The sequence below is a fragment of the Thermomonas sp. genome (assembly GCF_025993755.1).
Lineage (GTDB): Bacteria > Pseudomonadota > Gammaproteobacteria > Xanthomonadales > Xanthomonadaceae > Thermomonas.
This window is the reverse complement of the sequence record NZ_JAMQHN010000085.1, coordinates 1-16,182: the sequence shown is the minus strand read 5'-3', so window position 1 is coordinate 16,182 and position 16,182 is coordinate 1. Positions and strand designations below refer to the sequence as shown.

The 16,182-nt window shown below is 67.8% G+C and carries 18 protein-coding genes and 1 pseudogene; 10 read left to right on the top strand and 9 right to left on the bottom strand.

Going from position 1 to position 16,182, the window contains the following annotated elements; genetic code table 11:
- From Q0X16_RS05665 to Q0X16_RS05630, 8 genes and pseudogenes are all read left to right on the top strand, one after another.
- Positions 1-420 (top strand): annotated as a pseudogene (locus Q0X16_RS05665) (signal recognition particle protein); the annotation flags it as partial.
- A gap of 7 nt (positions 421-427) precedes the next feature.
- On the top strand, positions 428-1,264 hold the full coding sequence (locus Q0X16_RS05660; protein ID WP_297831751.1) for an isocitrate lyase/phosphoenolpyruvate mutase family protein: 837 nt from the start codon (positions 428-430) through the stop codon (positions 1,262-1,264).
- Positions 1,265-1,275: 11 nt separating this feature from the next.
- Positions 1,276-1,740: a carboxymuconolactone decarboxylase family protein gene (locus Q0X16_RS05655; RefSeq protein WP_297831747.1), complete on the top strand. Its 465-nt coding sequence runs from the start codon at positions 1,276-1,278 to the stop codon at positions 1,738-1,740.
- 108 nt (positions 1,741-1,848) lie between these two features.
- Positions 1,849-2,097 (top strand): 30S ribosomal protein S16, encoded by a 249-nt coding sequence (gene rpsP / locus Q0X16_RS05650; protein ID WP_297831744.1) that lies wholly within the window; start codon positions 1,849-1,851, stop codon positions 2,095-2,097.
- A gap of 44 nt (positions 2,098-2,141) precedes the next feature.
- Positions 2,142-2,663, top strand: coding sequence for a ribosome maturation factor RimM (gene rimM / locus Q0X16_RS05645; protein WP_297831742.1), 522 nt, complete (start codon positions 2,142-2,144; stop codon positions 2,661-2,663).
- A 6-nt stretch (positions 2,664-2,669) separates the two neighbouring features.
- Positions 2,670-3,440 carry a tRNA (guanosine(37)-N1)-methyltransferase TrmD gene (gene trmD, locus Q0X16_RS05640; RefSeq protein WP_297831738.1) on the top strand — a complete coding sequence of 257 codons (771 nt, stop codon included), beginning with the start codon at positions 2,670-2,672 and terminating at the stop codon, positions 3,438-3,440.
- Positions 3,441-3,690: 250 nt separating this feature from the next.
- Complete coding sequence (gene rplS / locus Q0X16_RS05635) at positions 3,691-4,116, top strand: 50S ribosomal protein L19 (RefSeq protein WP_297831735.1); 426 nt, start codon at positions 3,691-3,693, stop codon at positions 4,114-4,116.
- Between the two features lie 70 nt (positions 4,117-4,186).
- Positions 4,187-4,594 (top strand): S4 domain-containing protein, encoded by a 408-nt coding sequence (locus Q0X16_RS05630; RefSeq protein WP_297831732.1) that lies wholly within the window; start codon positions 4,187-4,189, stop codon positions 4,592-4,594.
- A gap of 33 nt (positions 4,595-4,627) precedes the next feature.
- Here the strand turns inward: Q0X16_RS05630 and Q0X16_RS05625 are convergent, their stop codons facing one another.
- Entirely contained in the window at positions 4,628-6,061 is a 1,434-nt protein-coding gene (locus Q0X16_RS05625; RefSeq protein WP_297831729.1) for an aminotransferase class V-fold PLP-dependent enzyme, read from the bottom strand.
- Positions 6,062-6,159: 98 nt separating this feature from the next.
- Positions 6,160-6,627, bottom strand: a complete 468-nt coding sequence (locus Q0X16_RS05620; protein WP_297831727.1) for an Lrp/AsnC family transcriptional regulator — start codon at positions 6,625-6,627, stop codon at positions 6,160-6,162.
- Positions 6,628-6,723: 96 nt separating this feature from the next.
- Between Q0X16_RS05620 and Q0X16_RS05615 the strand changes: the two genes are divergently transcribed.
- Entirely contained in the window at positions 6,724-7,887 is a 1,164-nt protein-coding gene (locus Q0X16_RS05615; RefSeq protein ID WP_297831724.1) for an aminotransferase class I/II-fold pyridoxal phosphate-dependent enzyme, read from the top strand.
- A gap of 12 nt (positions 7,888-7,899) precedes the next feature.
- Here the strand turns inward: Q0X16_RS05615 and Q0X16_RS05610 are convergent, their stop codons facing one another.
- The 3 genes from Q0X16_RS05610 to mutS all read right to left on the bottom strand — a co-directional run bounded on the left by Q0X16_RS05610 (position 7,900) and on the right by mutS (position 11,729).
- Complete coding sequence (locus Q0X16_RS05610) at positions 7,900-8,349, bottom strand: Hpt domain-containing protein (protein ID WP_297831722.1); 450 nt, start codon at positions 8,347-8,349, stop codon at positions 7,900-7,902.
- A gap of 105 nt (positions 8,350-8,454) precedes the next feature.
- Complete coding sequence (locus Q0X16_RS05605) at positions 8,455-9,138, bottom strand: MOSC domain-containing protein (protein ID WP_297831720.1); 684 nt, start codon at positions 9,136-9,138, stop codon at positions 8,455-8,457.
- Positions 9,135-11,729 carry a DNA mismatch repair protein MutS gene (gene mutS / locus Q0X16_RS05600; RefSeq protein ID WP_297831717.1) on the bottom strand — a complete coding sequence of 865 codons (2,595 nt, stop codon included), beginning with the start codon at positions 11,727-11,729 and terminating at the stop codon, positions 9,135-9,137. Before mutS ends, Q0X16_RS05605 begins: the two co-directional genes overlap by 4 nt.
- Positions 11,730-11,899: 170 nt before the next feature.
- Between mutS and phoB the strand changes: the two genes are divergently transcribed.
- The gene (gene phoB, locus Q0X16_RS05595) at positions 11,900-12,586 is read left to right on the top strand and encodes a phosphate regulon transcriptional regulator PhoB (protein ID WP_297831714.1); all 687 of its coding nucleotides are present in this window, start codon (positions 11,900-11,902) and stop codon (positions 12,584-12,586) included.
- Positions 12,587-12,610: 24 nt separating this feature from the next.
- Here phoB and phoU read toward each other — a convergent pair whose 3' ends face one another.
- The 4 genes from phoU to pstC all read right to left on the bottom strand — a co-directional run bounded on the left by phoU (position 12,611) and on the right by pstC (position 16,077).
- Entirely contained in the window at positions 12,611-13,315 is a 705-nt protein-coding gene (phoU, locus tag Q0X16_RS05590; RefSeq protein ID WP_297831711.1) for a phosphate signaling complex protein PhoU, read from the bottom strand.
- Positions 13,315-14,130 carry a phosphate ABC transporter ATP-binding protein PstB gene (pstB, locus tag Q0X16_RS05585; protein ID WP_297831756.1) on the bottom strand — a complete coding sequence of 272 codons (816 nt, stop codon included), beginning with the start codon at positions 14,128-14,130 and terminating at the stop codon, positions 13,315-13,317. The genes phoU and pstB overlap by 1 nt, the downstream gene beginning before the upstream one ends.
- A gap of 85 nt (positions 14,131-14,215) precedes the next feature.
- Positions 14,216-15,103: a phosphate ABC transporter permease PstA gene (gene pstA, locus Q0X16_RS05580; protein ID WP_297831710.1), complete on the bottom strand. Its 888-nt coding sequence runs from the start codon at positions 15,101-15,103 to the stop codon at positions 14,216-14,218.
- Entirely contained in the window at positions 15,100-16,077 is a 978-nt protein-coding gene (pstC, locus tag Q0X16_RS05575) for a phosphate ABC transporter permease subunit PstC (RefSeq protein WP_297831754.1), read from the bottom strand. Before pstC ends, pstA begins: the two co-directional genes overlap by 4 nt.
- Positions 16,078-16,182: the final 105 nt, after the last annotated feature.

Sequence of the window (16,182 nt, the reverse complement as noted above, 5' to 3'; positions counted from 1 at the left end):
CAGAAGCTCGCCGAGAAGGTCGCCAAGGGCAAGAAGTTCGACCTCAACGACATGCGCGACCAGCTCGAACAGATGCAGAACATGGGCGGACTGCACGGCCTGATGGACAAGCTGCCGGGCATTGGCGCGCTTCCCGAGTCGGTCAAGCAGCAGGTGACCGGCAAGGAAGTGCCGCGCATGATCGCCATCATCAACTCGATGACGAAGAAGGAACGCCGCAACCCAGACCTGCTCAACGGCTCGCGGCGCGCGCGCATCGCCCGCGGTTCCGGGCTGACCCCGGCCGACATCAACAAGCTGATGAAGCAGTACCAGCAGATGGAAAAGATGATGGGCAAGCTCGGCCGCGGCGGCATGAAGGGCATGATGCGCGGCCTGTCCGGGATGATGGGCGGGCGCGGCGGCATGCCGTTCCACTGAGGCCTTGATGGACCTCGCACGGCAGCAGGCGCTGGCAGAGCGCTTCGCGGCGCTGCACCGCGGATCGGTGCCGCTGCTGTTGCCGAACGCCTGGGATGCCGGCAGCGCGGCCCTGTTCGCGGCGATGGAATTCGATGCCATCGCCACCACCAGCGGCGGGGTGGCGTGGTCGCTGGGATATGCCGATGGCGAACAGCTGCCGCTGAACGAACTGCTGGACGCGGTGCGGCGCATGGTGCGGGTGATCGACGTGCCGCTGACGGTCGATTTCGAAGGCGGTTTCGGCGCAACCCCGACGGCCGTGAGCGAGAGCGTGCGCGCCCTGCTCGACACCGGTGCCGTCGGGCTGAACATCGATGACGGGATCGCCCACGCGCACCTGCGCGACATCGGCGATGCGGCCGCCCGGGTTGCCGCCGCCCGCGCTGCAGCGGAGTCGGCCTGCGTTCCCGCCTTCATCAATGCCCGCGTGGATTGCTGGATCGTCGGTGGCGCGGCGCCTGACGCGCTTCTGGACGACGCGATCCGCCGCGCGCGCGCCTACGTGGATGCCGGCGCCGACGGGATCTATCCGATCGCGCTGGCGAATCCCGCCACCATTGCTGCGTTTTGCGCGGCCATTCCGGTGCCGGTGAACATCGGTGCCCGCAAGGGCCTGCCGGATCTGGCCGAACTTGGACGACTGGGCGTGGCCCGGTCAGCACCGCCACCCGCCTGGCGACGCTGGCGCTGTCGGCGGTGCGCGATGCCGCCACCGCCTTGCGCGAGAGCGGCTGTTTCGACGGCCTTGACGCGCCCTTCGGCTATGAAGGCGTACAAACGCTGTTTGAACCCCATTGAATAGCGGAGACTTCGATGTCACAGCGCCTTGCCTACCAGACCGCCTCGCCCGAGGCGTTCAAGGCTATGCTCCAGCTTGAACACGCCGTCCACACCTTCGGCCTCGACGAGGCGCTGCTGGAACTGGTGAAGTCACGCGCCTCGCAGATCAACGGCTGCGCCTGGTGCCTGGAAATGCACACCAAGGACGCCCGCGCCAAGGGCGAGACGGAGCAGCGTCTGTACCTGCTGCCGGCCTGGCGCGATGCCCACTGCTATACCGACAAGGAGCGCGCTGCGCTGGCATGGACCGAGGAAGTCACCCGCGTCGCCACCGCCCAGGACGTGTCCGATGCGACCTATCAGGAGGCGCGCCGGCACTTCAGCGAAAAGGAACTGGTCGACCTGACCTTGGCCATCATCGCCATCAACGGCTGGAACCGGTTCAACATCGCCTTCCGGACGACCGTCAAGGATTACGTCAGCCCGCATTCCAACTGATCCGCCGGTGTTCGCCGTCCGGGGGCTGTCGCGTCGCGCAGCAGACCCGGAAATTGCGCTATAATCGGCGGCTTACCCGGTCAATCCCGACCGCTGGATGACATCAACATGGTCAAGATTCGCCTTGCTCGCGGCGGCGCCAAGAAGCGTCCCTTCTACCACATCATCGTCACCGACGGCCGCAGCGCCCGCGACGGTCGCAACATCGAGCGCGTCGGGTTCTACAACCCGGTCGCCCAGGGCGGCGAGCAGCGCGTCCAGCTCGACGGTGAGCGGATCAAGTTCTGGCTCGACCGCGGTGCCCAGCTGACCGACAAGGTCGCCGACCTCTACAAGCAGGCCGCGAAGGCGGCTTGATTCCCGCAGGTTCCGGCCCGTCGCCGGAATCGCAGGCAAAGCGCATGAACGCACCGGACGCAGGCCAGCGGTTGATTGCCGTCGGTCGGCTGCACGGTGCGTTCGGCGTGCGTGGCGAACTCAAGCTCGAAAGCCACACCGAACCGGAAACCGCGATTGCGCGCTACCAGCCGTGGATCCTGCGCGATCCGCGCGGCTGCGAGCGCAGCGTTTCCGGCGCGCGCGTCCGCGTTGGGAGCAAGGGACTGATCGCCTCGCTGCCCGGAATCGCGGATCGCGACGCGGCCGAGGCCCTGCGTGGCGTCGAAGTGCTGGTGCCACGCGCCGCGCTGCCTCCACCCGCGCCCGGCGAGTATTACTGGGTCGATCTGGAAGGCCTGCGGGTCGTCAATCTGGATGGCGTCGATTTCGGCACGGTCTCGCATCTGTTCGACAACGGCGCCAACCTCGTGCTGGTGACGCAGGGCGAACGCGAACGGATGATCCCGTTCGTCCAGCCCGACTACGTGCGCGCGGTGGACTTCGATACCGGCACGATCCGCGTCGACTGGGAAGCCGATTTCTGATCCGCGATGCGCATCGACCTCATCAGCCTGTTCCCGGAGTTCGTCACCCAGCTCGCCGCGCACGGCGTGGTCGGGCGGGCGGGCGAGCGTGGGCTGATCGACATCCACGGCTGGAATCCGCGCGATCATGCCGAAGGAAACTACCGGCGCGTGGACGACCGCCCGTTCGGCGGCGGGCCCGGAATGGTGATGCTGATCGAACCGCTGCAGGCGACGATCGCCGCGGCGCGCGCGGACGATCCGCGACCGGCGCAGGTCCTCTATCTCAGTCCGCAGGGCCGGCGGCTGGATCAGGCCAGGGTGCGTGCGCTGGCGGCCGAATCGCGGTTGATCCTGCTGTGCGGCCGCTACGAAGGCGTCGACGAGCGGCTGCTGCGGGCCGAAGTCGATGAGGAACTCTCCATCGGCGATTACGTGCTCTCGGGCGGCGAGCCGGCGGCGCTGGTGCTGATCGACGCGATGGCGCGGTTGCAGGAAGGCGCGCTCAACGACGCGCAATCGGCCGAGCAGGACAGCTTCGGCGAGGACGGCCTGCTCGACTGTCCGCACTACACCCGGCCGGTCGAACACCCGCTGGGATCCGTGCCGGAGGTGCTGCTGTCCGGCAACCATGCGCAAATCGCGCGCTGGCGCCGGATGCAGGCGCTGGGCCGGACCTGGCAGCGGCGGCCCGACCTGCTGGACATGGCCGCGCTGTCGAAGCGGGACAAGGCGCTGCTGGCCGAATTCCAGGCCCTGCAAGCCGGGCCGGCTCCGGGCGGGGGCGGCGAAGCCTGAGTCGGGCCGGTCAGGGCAATGCTGATCAAGTCCATCCTGGCATTGATCAGCAGTCGCACGTCCGGCGCAGGTCCGGACGTGCTCGCGCCGATTTTCGGCGCGAGCACGAAAAAACAGCTACAATGCGCGGCTGGGCCATGCCCTGAGTTGCTTCACCGATGCCATGACGCGGGTCCACGTGCACTCGCGCAACAACAATTTCCAACAGGCGCGTGCCAGACACGCAAACGACTATCTGCAGGTTGAACCCATGAACAAGCCCTCGATCCACACCCTCGTCCAGAATTTCGAAACCGCCCAGGTTTCGCGCACGCTGCCCGATTTCGGCCCCGGCGATACCGTCGTCGTCAACGTCAAGGTCAAGGAAGGCAACCGCGAGCGCGTGCAGGCTTATGAGGGCGTCGTGATCGGCATCAAGAACGCCGGCCTGAACTCCGCCTTCACCGTGCGCAAGATTTCCCACGGCTTCGGCGTCGAGCGCGTGTTCCAGACCCACAGCGCCGCGATCGACTCGATCGAAGTCAAGCGTCGTGGCGCGGTGCGCGCCAGCAAGCTGTACTACCTGCGTGGCTTGCAGGGCAAGAAGGCGCGCATCAAGGAAGACCTGGCCGGCAATGCCAAGGCCCGTACGGCTGCCAAGGCCGAGGCCGAAGCAAACAACGCCGCGGGCGAATAATCCGCCCGGCAGGCGATCGCATGACGGCCACCTCCGGGTGGCCGTTTGCGTTTGCAGGGCAGGAGTCTTGATGCCGAATCCCGCGCAACCCGCCGCCAGCATCCGGCTCGACCTGTGGCTGTGGGCCGCGCGGTTCTTCAAGACCCGCGCGCTGGCCAGGCAGGCCGTCGAAACCGGCAAGATCGAAGTGAATGGCCAACGCGCCAAGCCGGCGCGCCCGGTTGCCGCGGGCGATGCGCTGGCGATCGAACGCGCCGGTGAGCGGTTCGTCGTCGAAGTGCAGGCGCTGGCATCGCAGCGCGGTCCGACCAGCGTGGCCCAAACCCTGTACCGCGAATCGGAAGACTCCAAAGCCGCGCGCGAACAGACGCGGGCGCTGCGCGCGGCCGAGCGGGCCGGCTACCAGCCTCCGGAGACCCGGCCCGACAAGCGGGCGCGTCGGTTGATTCGCGCACTGGGCGATCTCGACGCGAGCTGACGCGGGTTGCGGGAGCGCTCTGTTTGCGAACCGTCAGCCGCCGGCCTCGGCCAGGATTTCGGCGGCGACCTGCGCAATGTCCTCGACGCAGGCTTCCATCTGCGCGCGTCGGGTGCGGAAGCTGAGCACGCAGACCCGGCCGAGGAAGCGCTCGCCGACCTGGGCGCCGGTCAGCATCACCCGGCCGCGCGCCGTCACGCGCTGCATCAGCGCGCGGGTGGCGGCGTTTTCGTCCGCCAGCGTCGGCAGCGAGGGGTGGGCAAGATGGAAGCCGAACAGCGACAGCTGCGGCGGGGCGTCGATGACGATGCCGGGGATGCCGGCCACGGCGTCGGCGGCCCACAGCGCCAGTGCGCGCTTTTCCGCAAGCGCGGCGCGGTAGCGGTTGGCGCCCAGCAGCTTCAGCGCCAGCCAGACCCGCAGGCCGGGGAAGCCGCGCGACAGGTCCGGGCCGTACTGCGCCGGGTCGTAGAATTCGTTCTGGTTGTCCGGCAGGTAGCCGGCCTCGGAGGAGTGCAGCGCGCGCAGCGCCTCGCCGTCGCGCACCAGCAGCGCGCCGGTGCCGTAGGGCAGGAACATGCCCTTGTGCGGATCCAGGGTGAGCGAATCGGCGCGCGGCAGGCCGGCCAGCAGCGGGCGCAGCGCCGGCACCATGTGGAAGAACGCGCCGTAGGCGCCGTCGACGTGGTGCCACAGCCCTTCGCGGGCGCACAGGTCGGCCACCGCGTCGATCGGGTCGACCGCGCCGGTATTGGTGGTGCCGGCGGTGGAGAACACCATGAACGGCGCAAGGCCGGCGGCGCGATCGGCGGCGATCGCCGCCTGCAGCGCGTCCACCCGCATCCGGTACTGCGCGTCCACAGCGATCGTGCGCACGCGGTCGTGGGCGATGCCGGCGAGCTTGGCCGCCTTGGTGATCGAGTGGTGCGACTGCGAGGAGACATACAGCGTGCCGCGGCGGATGTCGGTGCCGAGCTTGATTTCGCGCGCGCAGGCGATCGCGTTGAACATCGCCATCGAACCGCCGGTGGTGAACACGCCGCGCGCCGTCGCGGGGAACTGCATCCATTCACGCATCCAGTCCAGCGCGTTGGCCTCCAGCTGCACCAGCGCCGGCGCCCCCAGCCAGATCCCGGTGTAGCGGTTGGCGGTGTCGGCGATGAAGTCCGCCAGCGCCGCCGGGTAGACGCCGCCGCCGGGGATGTAGGCGAGGTAGCCGGGCCCGGGCGTGCCGAACGAGCGCGGGATCCAGTCGTCGAACAATGCGTCCAGCAGCGGGCCCAGTTCGCCGCCCTCGGCCGGCTCGGGCTCGCGCAGCGCGCGGCACAGCGCTTCGATGTCGGCATAGTCGCCGCAGGACGGTGCGTCGGCGAGTCCGGCAAGGTGCGCCACGGCGCGGCGGACGACGGCCTCGCCCATCGCCTGCATCTGGTCGGGGGTGAATTCGAGATTGGCGGGATCGGTCATGATTGCTTGCGGTCTTCTGGGGGCGGAATCGTGGAGAAAGGCGACAGTGCCGCAACAATGTCTCGCCTGGCCAGTGCAACAAGTCGTGGGCGATGGTTTCAGCGTTCGCCTGTCGAGGGAGGCAGCTCCACGTTGCGCTGGAATTCGAAGATCAGCCGGGTCTCGATGTGCGCCACTTCTTCGCGCTCGGTGAAGGCGGTCAGGGTGAAGTTGTGCAGGTGCTCGCTGTCGCGCACGCCGACGTGGACCAGGAAATCGTCGGCACCGGCGACGTGGTAGCAGGCCAGCACCTCGGGCTGGGTCAGCACGTGGCGGTGGAAACCATCGACCAGCGCCCGCGAATGCCGCGCCAGCCGAACCGCCACCATCGCCTGCAGTCCGATCCCCAGAGCCTTGGGCGCGATCTCTGCGTGGTAGCCAAGCAGCACTTTCTCCTCACGCAGGCGGCGCACCCGCTCCAGCGCGGTGGACGGCGCGATTCCGACCCGCGCGGCCAGGTCCTTGTTGGGCAGCCGCGCATTCTTCCGCAGCAGGCGCAGGAGCGCGTAGTCGATTCGGTCAAGCATGGCGAATGGGCTTCATGAAGAAATAGGATTCGGTACTGTGGTCTGTAGCCGAACGACGTTCTAGCATAGTGGTTTCACGCCGATCAGGAGTGCGCCATGCACCGGTTCCAGACCCAGGCCGTCCACGCCGGACGCGAGGACTTCAACACTCTGTGCGTGCACGCGCCGCCGCTGGACCTGTCGACCACCTATCCGATCGCCGATCTCGACGTCGGCAGCGCCTGCTTCGACGCCCTGATCGGCGGCGCCGCCACCGCGGCCAACCCGATCTACGCGCGGCTGCACAACCCGACCGTCGCCCGCGCCGAGAAGGGCATTGCGCTGCTGGAAGGGGCCGAGGCCTGCGTGGCCTACGCCTCGGGCATGGCGGCGCTGACCGCGCTGCTGATGGATCGCGCCCAGCACGGCAAGCACGTGCTGGTGGTGCGCCCGCTGTACGGCACCTCCGACCACCTGCTGGAAAGCGGGATCTGCGGTATGCAGGCCGAGTTCATCACCGACGCCGGCCAGATCGCGTCGCATCTGCGGCCGGACACCGCGCTGGTGATGATCGAAACCCCCTCCAATCCGACCCTCAACCTGATCGACATCCGTGCCGCCGTCGTTGCCGCGGGCAAGGTGCCGGTGGCGGTGGACTCCACCTTTGCAACGCCCGTGCTGCAGCGCCCGATCGAACTCGGCGCGACCTACGTCTGGCACAGCGCCACCAAGTTCCTCGGCGGCCACGGCGACGTGATCGCCGGGGTGGTGTGCTGCAGCGAGGAAAATGCGCATCCGCTGCGCACGATGCGCGCGGCGACCGGCGCATTGCTGCATCCGCTGGCCGCCTACCTGCTGCACCGTGGCTTGCCGACCCTGAAACTGCGGGTGGAGGCCGCCCAGGCCAATGCCATGGTGCTGGCGCAGCGTCTGGTCGACCACCCAGCGGTCGCCAAGGTGCATTACCCCGGCCTGCCGGGCGCACCGAACGGCCACTTGATCGGTACCCAGATGTCGGGGCCGGGCTCGCTGATATCGTTCGAGATGAAGGGCGGGCACGATGCCGCCGCACAGATGATGGCGAAGGTGAAAGTGATGACCTCGGCGGTCAGCCTGGGTTCGATCGATTCGCTGATCCAGCATCCGGCCGGACTGACCCATCGCATGGTTCCCGAGGACGTGAAGCTGGCGACCGGCATCACTCCGGGCCTGCTGCGGCTGTCGGTGGGCCTGGAGGACGTTGAGGATCTCTGGGAAGACCTGCTGCAGGCGATGGGTTGAGGCGGCAGCGCTTCAGCCGGTCGCGCGCTTGAGGGTGGCGATCACGCTGCGGGTGGCCTCCGGGATCGGCAGGTTGTTGCGGGCGGCGTGCGCCCACTGCGGCAGCAGGGCGACGGCGGCCTCGATCGCGGCGATCTGATTCATGTCCGGGTTGCGCTTGCGCCCGGCGCGCTTGGTGGTCTGCTCGGCTGCCAGCCCCAACTCGGCCAGCAGGGTGGCGCCGACGACCGGCGCCGCCCCTTTCAGGGTGTGAAAACCGCGCACGACGGCGCGGCAGTGCGCGGGATTGGCCCAATCTTCGCGCCAGGCGGCAAAGGCGGTCTGCACCGCCTTGACGATGTCGTCGAGCTCGTTGATGAAGATCTCCCGCAGCTCGGGATCTGCGCTGGCGGGAATCGCCGGTGAACCGGCGCGCTGGGTGGAACCGGAACGTCGAAACAGCGAGGTCAACCATCCAAACACGGGCGCGTCCCCTGGCGCGAGTCCTGGACGATGATAGACGCTCGCGGCCGATCTGTGGGAAATGCGCCATGCGCCTTGCTGCTGGCCATGGACAAGGTCGCTGGATCAGGTGGGTGGCGATCCGTCGAGCCGCTTGGCCCAGTGCTCGAGCGCCCCGTTGGCCAGCCGACGCTCGATCACGCGCCGGTGCGAGGGCACCAGTGGCAGTGCCAGCGCGGGTTCCAGCAGGGCGGGGTCGAGCACCGGGCGGAACAGCAGAGCGCCCAGCCGGCGCAGCGGCCAGTCGGGATACGAGCGTTCGCGCAGCACCAGGGCGTCGCCGACCTGCGCCAGTCCGGGCCGCAGCACCCGGTAATACCAGCCGGTGCGGCCGCTGTCTTGCACCCGCCGCGCCATGTCGGCCACGCCGAAGCGGTCGTTGAGTTTCCAGCAGGGCAACCGGCCCTGGCTGACTTCCAGCAGCGCGCCACCCAGCGTGAAGCGGTCGCCAATGCAGACGTTGCCTTCGTCCAGTCCGCGCGTGCTGATGTTCTCTCCAAACCCGCCGGGCGCCTGCAGCAGCGGCAGTTCTCCCAGTTCCGCGCGCCATGACGCGTAATGTTCGAACGGGTAGTGGTGCAGCGCCTTGTCCGGTCCGCCGTGTACGCGCTGGTCGCCCTGTTCGTCGCCTTCCGGCCCGAGCGGGCTGATCCAGACCTTGTCGGCGCGCGGCTGTTTCGCAATCCCGCTGCGGCTGCCGGGTCGGGTGTAGGGCAGGGCCTTGCCGGTGAGCAGAACGATGGCGCTCACGTCAGCGCTTTCAGCCGATACAACGCTTCCAGCGCCTGCCGGGGCGTCAGCTCATCGGGATCGATGGACGCCAGCGCGTCCGCGACCGCAGAGGCGGGGGCGAACAGGCCGAATTGCTGCGGAGCATCCAGCGCGGGTGCGCTCAGCGGCGCGACTGGCGCGTCGCGGTTGTGCGATTCCAGTTCGGCCAGTCGCGCGCGCGCCTGCTGCAATGCGGCTTTCGGCAGGCCGGCCAGCGCCGCGACCTGGAGGCCGAAGCTGCGGTTGGCCGGCCCCGGGCGCACCGAATGCATGAACACCAGAGCGTCGCCGTGCTCCACCGCGTCCAGATGCAGGTTGGCGATGCCGCTGCCCGGCTCGGCCAGCGCCGTCAGTTCGAAATAGTGGGTCGCGAACAACGTGTAGCTGCGGTTGCTCGACGCCAGCTGCCGTGCCACCGCGTCGGCCAGCGCCAGGCCGTCGTAGGTGGAGGTGCCGCGCCCGATTTCGTCCATCAGCACCAGCGACTGATCGGTGGCGTGATGGAGGATGTAGGCGGTTTCGCTCATTTCGACCATGAAGGTCGATTGCCCGCGGGCGAGGTCGTCGCCCGCGCCGATGCGGGTGAGGATGCGGTCGATCGGGCCGATCGCGGCGCGTGCCGCCGGCACGAAGCTGCCGATGCAGGCCAGCAGCACGATCAGCGCGTTCTGGCGCATGAAGGTGCTTTTGCCGCCCATGTTCGGGCCGGTGATGACGTACATGCGTGTTGTGTCATCGAAGATCAGGTCGTTCGGCTCGAACGGCGCATCGCGCAGCGCTTCCACCACCGGATGGCGACCGCGTTCGATGGCGATGCCAGGTTCGTCGCGCAGCGTGGGCGGATTCCAGTCCAGCAGCTGGGCGCGTTCGGCAAATCCGGCCAGCACGTCCAGTTCGCACAGCGCCAGCGCGCAGCGGCGCAGCGCTTCCAGTTCCGCGTTGAGCGCGTCGAGGACGGCCTCGTACAGCAGTTTCTCGCGCGCCAGGGAGCGCTCGCGCGCCGACAGCACCTTGTCCTCGAACGCCTTGAGTTCTTCGGTGATGTAGCGCTCGGCGCCGGTCAGGGTCTGCCTGCGGGTGTAGTGCACCGGCGCCTTGTCGCTCTGGCCCTTGCTGATTTCGATGTAGTAGCCGTGGACGCGGTTGTAGCCAACCTTGAGGTTGGCGATCCCGCTGGCTTCGCGCTCGCGCGCTTCGAGGTCGATCAGGAACTGATCGGCGTTGGTCGAAAGCGCGCGCAGTTCGTCCAGTTCGACATCGAAGCCCTCGGCGATCACGCCGCCGTCGCGGGCGAGCAGGGGCGGTTGGGCGACGATCGCGGTTTGCAGGTAGTGCGCGGTGGCAGCGTGTTCGCCCAGCTCTGCGTACAGCGCGGCAAGACGCGGCGAATCCAGCGGCGCGAGCAGTTCGCGCACCTGCGGCAACAGGGCCAGCCCGTCGCGCAAGGTGGACAGGTCGCGCGGGCGCGCGCTGCGCAGGGCCACGCGCGAGAGGATGCGTTCCAGATCGCCCAGCCCACGGAAGGCGCTGCGCAGGGCTTCATCGGCATGCGCGTCGATCAGGGCCTGCACGGCGTGATGACGTTGGCGCAAGACCGTGCGGTCGCGCAGCGGCCGGTGCAGCCAGCGTCGCAGCAGGCGTCCGCCCATCGGCGTGACGGTGGAGTCCAGCACGCCGAGCAGGGTGGCCTTTGCGTCGCCATCCACGCGCGAATCCAGCTCCAGGTGGCGGCGCGTGGCCGCGTTCATGGCGATGGCATCAAAGCTGGTTTCCAGCGCGATGCTGCGCAAATGCGGCAGGCGCTGCTTCTGGGTTTCCTCGATGTAGCCGAGCAGGGCGCCGGCGGCGGCGATTGCGCGCGGCTTGTCTTCCAGGCCGAAGGCGGACAGATCGTGCAAGCCGAAGAATTGCAGCAGCTGGCGGCGGCCGGAATCGGCATCGAACAGCCACGGCGGGCGTCGGCGCAGGCCGCGCGCTTCCAGCACGTTGGCCGGCCAGCCGTCTTCGTCGGCAATCAGCGTCTCGGCGGGCGCAAGCCGCGCCAGCTCGGCTTCCAGCGCGTCGTCGCCGTCCACTTCGTTGGCGCGCAGGCGACCGCTGGCCAGATCCGCCCAGGCCAGGCCGTAGCCCCTGCCTTTCGATGCCATGCCGCCGCGCGAGATCGCCAGCAGCAGCACGTCGCGGCGCTCATCGAGCAAGGCTTCGTCGGTGACGGTGCCGGGGGTGACGATGCGCACCACCTTGCGTTCCACCAGCCCCTTGCTCAGTGCCGAATCGCCGATCTGCTCGCAGATGGCCACCGACTCGCCCAGCGCCACCAGCCGCGCCAGATAGCCCTCGTAGGCATGGTGCGGCACACCCGCCATCGGGATCGGCTGACCGGCGGAACTGCCGCGCTGGGTCAGGGTGATGTCGAGCAGCCGCGCCGCCTTGCGCGCATCGTCGTAGAACAGCTCGTAGAAATCGCCCATCCGGAAGAACAGCAGCACGTCCGGATGCTCCGCCTTGGCGGCGAAGTACTGTTTCATCAGGGGGGTGTGCTGACTGGAATCGGGAGAGGCGGAGGGCATGATGCGGATGCTGCGGGCCGATTGCGAAGTTTCGCATGCCGGCCGCTGGTGGCCCAAGGTGGGCATCGACGTCGACGCGAACCCGTTCAGTATCGCCCGGGTCGGCGTCATCATCCTGTCATCTTGCTTTGCTGCAATACCGCCGTCACGAAAGCGACACGGAGCCGAACATGCAAAAGCACGTCCTGGTGGTCGAGGACGAGGCGGCGATTCGCGAGATGGTTGCTTTCGCCCTGCGCAAAGCCGAATTCAGGGTGACGCTGGCGGCGGATACGAGTGCGGCCCTGGTCGCGATCGCTGACGCGCCGCCGGATCTGATCCTGCTTGACTGGATGCTCCCTGGCCTGTCCGGACTGGACCTGGCCCGCCGCCTGCGCGGTGAGCCGGGCGGGGGGGAGGTGCCGATCATCATGCTGACCGCGCGTGGCGAGGAAATCGATCGCGTCAATGGGCTGGAAGCCGGTGTGGACGATTACGTGGTCAAGCCGTTTTCGACCCGCGAGCTGGTGGCGCGCATCCGCGCTGTCCTGCGCCGCAGTCAGGCCGATGACGGTGACGGTTCGGTCCAGGTTGGAAGACTGCGCATCGACGGGCTGGCGCATCGCGTGTTCGCGGGCGATGACGAAATCAAGCTCGGCCCCACCGAGTACCGGCTGCTGCATTTCTTCATGACCCACTCCGACCGCGCCTACTCGCGCGCACGCCTGCTCGACCAGGTCTGGGGCGGCAGCGTCTACGTGGAGGAGCGCACGGTGGACGTGCATATCCGGCGCCTGCGCAAGCTGCTCGAGCCGCACGGTCTGGCCGAGATGCTGCAGACCGTGCGCGGCACCGGCTACCGTTTTTCGGGGGCGTGAACCGCGGTCGGCCGGATCGATTGATCAGGGCTCCGCGATGTCGTGGGTCGCGTCGCGTTTGTCGCGATCCGGCGGCTCCTCGCCGTGGACAAGGAACCAGACGTTTTCGGCAATGTTGGTGGCGTGGTCGCCGACGCGTTCGAGGTTCTTGGCCATGAACAGCAGGTGCGTGCAGGGCGTGATGGCGCGGGGGTCTTCCATCATCCAGGTCAGGAGTTCGCGGAACAGGCCGGTGTAGAGCGTGTCCAGCTCGGCATCGTTGGCGCGCACCCGCAGCGCGGCTTCGCCGTTGCGGGAGACGTAGGCGTCGAGGACATCGCGGACCTGCTGCACGGCCAGCTTGCCCAGCATCCGGATGCCGCGCGTGTCCGGCAGCGAATGCGACTGATTGAGCGCCAGCGAACGTTTGGCTATGTTGGCGGCGTAGTCGCCGATGCGCTCGATGTCGGAGGCCACGCGCAGCGCCGCAAGGATGATGCGCAGGTCTCCGGCCATCGGGCCGCGCCGGATCAGGAGGATCACGTCATGGTTGACCTGGCGTTCCAGCGCGTCGATGGCTTCGTCGTTGGCCACGATTTTCCGGGCGGCCGGTTCGTCGCGGCGCTCGACCACGGCCAGTGCATCTTCGAGCTGGGTGGCCGCCATCCGTCCCATGCGAATCAATTCATCGAGCAGGGCGCGCTGTTCGTCGTCGTAGCTCTTGACGATGTGCCGGTGTTGCTCGTTCATTAGCCGAACCTCCCGGTGATGTAGTCCTCGGTCTGCCGCTTGCCGGGATTGTTGAAGATCTGCGTGGTCGTGCCGTGTTCGACCAGATCGCCGAGGAACATGAAGGCGGTGTAGTCGGATACCCGTGCGGCCTGTTGCATGTTGTGGGTGACGATCATGATGGTGAATTCCCTCTTGAGTTCCTCCACCAGCTGTTCGATGCGGCTGGTGGAGATCGGGTCGAGCGCCGAGGTCGGTTCGTCGAGCAGCAGCACGTCGGGTTTGAGCGCCACAGCGCGGGCAATGCACAGCCGCTGCTGCTGGCCGCCGGACAGGCCCAGGCCACTTTGGTTCAGCTTGTCCTTCACCTCGTCCCAAAGCGCCGCCTGGCGCAACGCCTGTTCGATCCGCACGTCCATTTCCGCCCTGTTCAAGCGCTGGTGGTGGCGGATGCCATAGGCGACGTTTTCGTAGATCGTCATCGGGAACGGAACCGGCTTCTGGAACACCATGCCGACCTTGCTGCGCAACCGGTTCATCGAATACGACGGCGCGAGGATGTTCTCGCCATCGAGCAGAACCTCTCCCTCGGCGCGCAGTTTCGGGTAGAGCGCGTAGATGCGGTTGAACACCCGCAGCAACGTGGATTTCCCGCACCCGGACGGGCCGATCAGGGCGGTCACCTGTTTCTCCGGAATATCCAGATCGATGTGCCTGACGGCATGGAACTGGTCGTACCAGAAGTCGAGGCCACGCGCCGACATCTTGATGGGCGGCTGGGCGGGCACGCCGGCGAGGCGTTCGGTTGGCGTGGTGGCGATGGATGCATCGTTCATGGACGGCGTCCGGTCATGGAACAGGGGCGTGGTGACGTGGGTCGGGTTGTTTTCGCGAACGGGCGGAAAGCTGGCCAGGGCGGCGTTAGTCATGGGCGGCTCGCTTGCGCAACAGGAAAAGGCGTGCAAGCAGGCTGACCGCCAGCACGAAGAGCGTGACCAGCAGCGCGCCGGCCCAGGCCAGGTGCTCCCAGTTCTCGTAGCCGCTGCCGGCGAACTTGTACATCACCAGCGGCACCGCGCTCATCGCGCCGGTGATCTTCAGGCTGAAGAAATCGTTGCCGAAGGCGGTGAACAGCAAGGGTGCGGTTTCGCCCGCGATCCGCGCCAGCGCCAGCAGCACGCCGGTGACGATGCCGGGCAGGGCGCTGCGGTACAGCACCTGCACCGTCACTTTCCACTGCGGGATGCCCAGCGACAGCGCCGCTTCGCGCATCTGCACCGGCACCAGCCGCAGCATCTCGTCGGTGGTGCGCACCACCACCGGCAGCACGATGAAGGCCAGCGACAGCGCGCCGGCCACGGCCGAGAAGCGGCCGCCGGTGGTCATCACGAAGGCGGCGTAGACGAACAGGCCAAGCACGATGGACGGCGCCGACAGCAGGATGTCGTTGACGAAGCGCACGGTCGTGCCCAGCTTGCGATGGTTGCCGACCTCGGCCAGCCAGGTGCCGGCGGCGATGCCCAGCGGCGTGCCGATCAGGATGCCCATGCCGCACATCAGCAAGGAGCCGACGATGGCGTTGCGCAGGCCGCCGGCTTCCAGCGGCGGCGGCTGGTCGTGGGTGAACAGGGACAGGCTCAGGTGGGACAGGCCCAGCGACAGCAGCGTCCACAGGATCCAGCCGAGGAAGGCCAGGCCGAACAGCGCGGCGGCGCAGGCAAGCGCGATGGCCAGGACATTCGTGACGCGGCGGCGGCGATACAGCGCGGACGCGCCGCGGTCGTGCGCGCGGGCGGAAGAGACGTTCATCGGCCGCCCTCCTTGTGCGCCAGCCGTTGCAGCATCAGCCGCGCCAGCGCCAGCACCACGAAGGTGACGATGAACAGCACGAAGCCGAGCAGCAGCAGCGCGGCGCGGTAGGTTTCCGTCGCCTCGCCGAAGTCATTGGCGATCAGCGCGGCAATCGTGGTGGACGGCTCCAGCAGCGAGGTGGTGAAGTTGACGCTGTTGCCGATCACGAAGGCCACCGCCATCGTCTCGCCGAGGGCGCGACCGAGACCGAGGAAGATGCCGCCGATCACCGCGCTGCGCGTGTAGGGCAGAACGATGTCGCGGCTCACTTCCCACTTGGTCGCGCCCAGCGCATAGGCGGATTCCTTGAGCCGCGCCGGGACGGTCAGGAACACCTCGCGCATGGTCGAGGCGATGAACGGGATCACCATGATCGACAGCACGATGCCGGATGTCAGCATGCCTGCGCCGATCGGCGGGCCCCGGAACAGCGCGCCGATCACGGGCAGCGGGCCGATGTGTTCGTCCAGCCAGGGAATCGTCTGTTCGCGCATCACCGGCATCAGCACGAAGAAGCCCCACATGCCGTAGATGATCGAGGGAATGCCGGCCAGCAGTTCGATGGCCGTGCCGACCGGGCCACGCATCCAGCGCGGCGCGATCTCGGTGAGGAAGAAGGCGATGCCGAAGCTCACCGGCACGGCGATCAGCATCGCGATGATCGCGGTGACGATCGTGCCGTAGATCGGTACCAGTGCGCCGTAATTGTCCTCGACCGGATTCCAGTCGCTGGAATAGAAGAAGCGAAGTGCTTCGTGGGCCAGTACGCTGCGCCCACCCCATAGCATCGACAGCGCGGCACCGGCCAGCGAGACCAGCACGAACAGCGCGGTGGCGGTCAGCAGCCAGCGGAACCAGGCGTCGTGGCGTGCGTCGGTGACGTCACGTGATGCAACGGTGGGAGCGGCTGCGCCTTCAGCAAGGATAGGCATCATTTCGGCTCTGCAGGCATTGCCCGCAGCTGCGGGCAATTGCGAAGGTGGTCGGTCGCGGTGGCGGTCGCCGCCGCCGCGACCCACGAACGGTCAGCGAAGTTT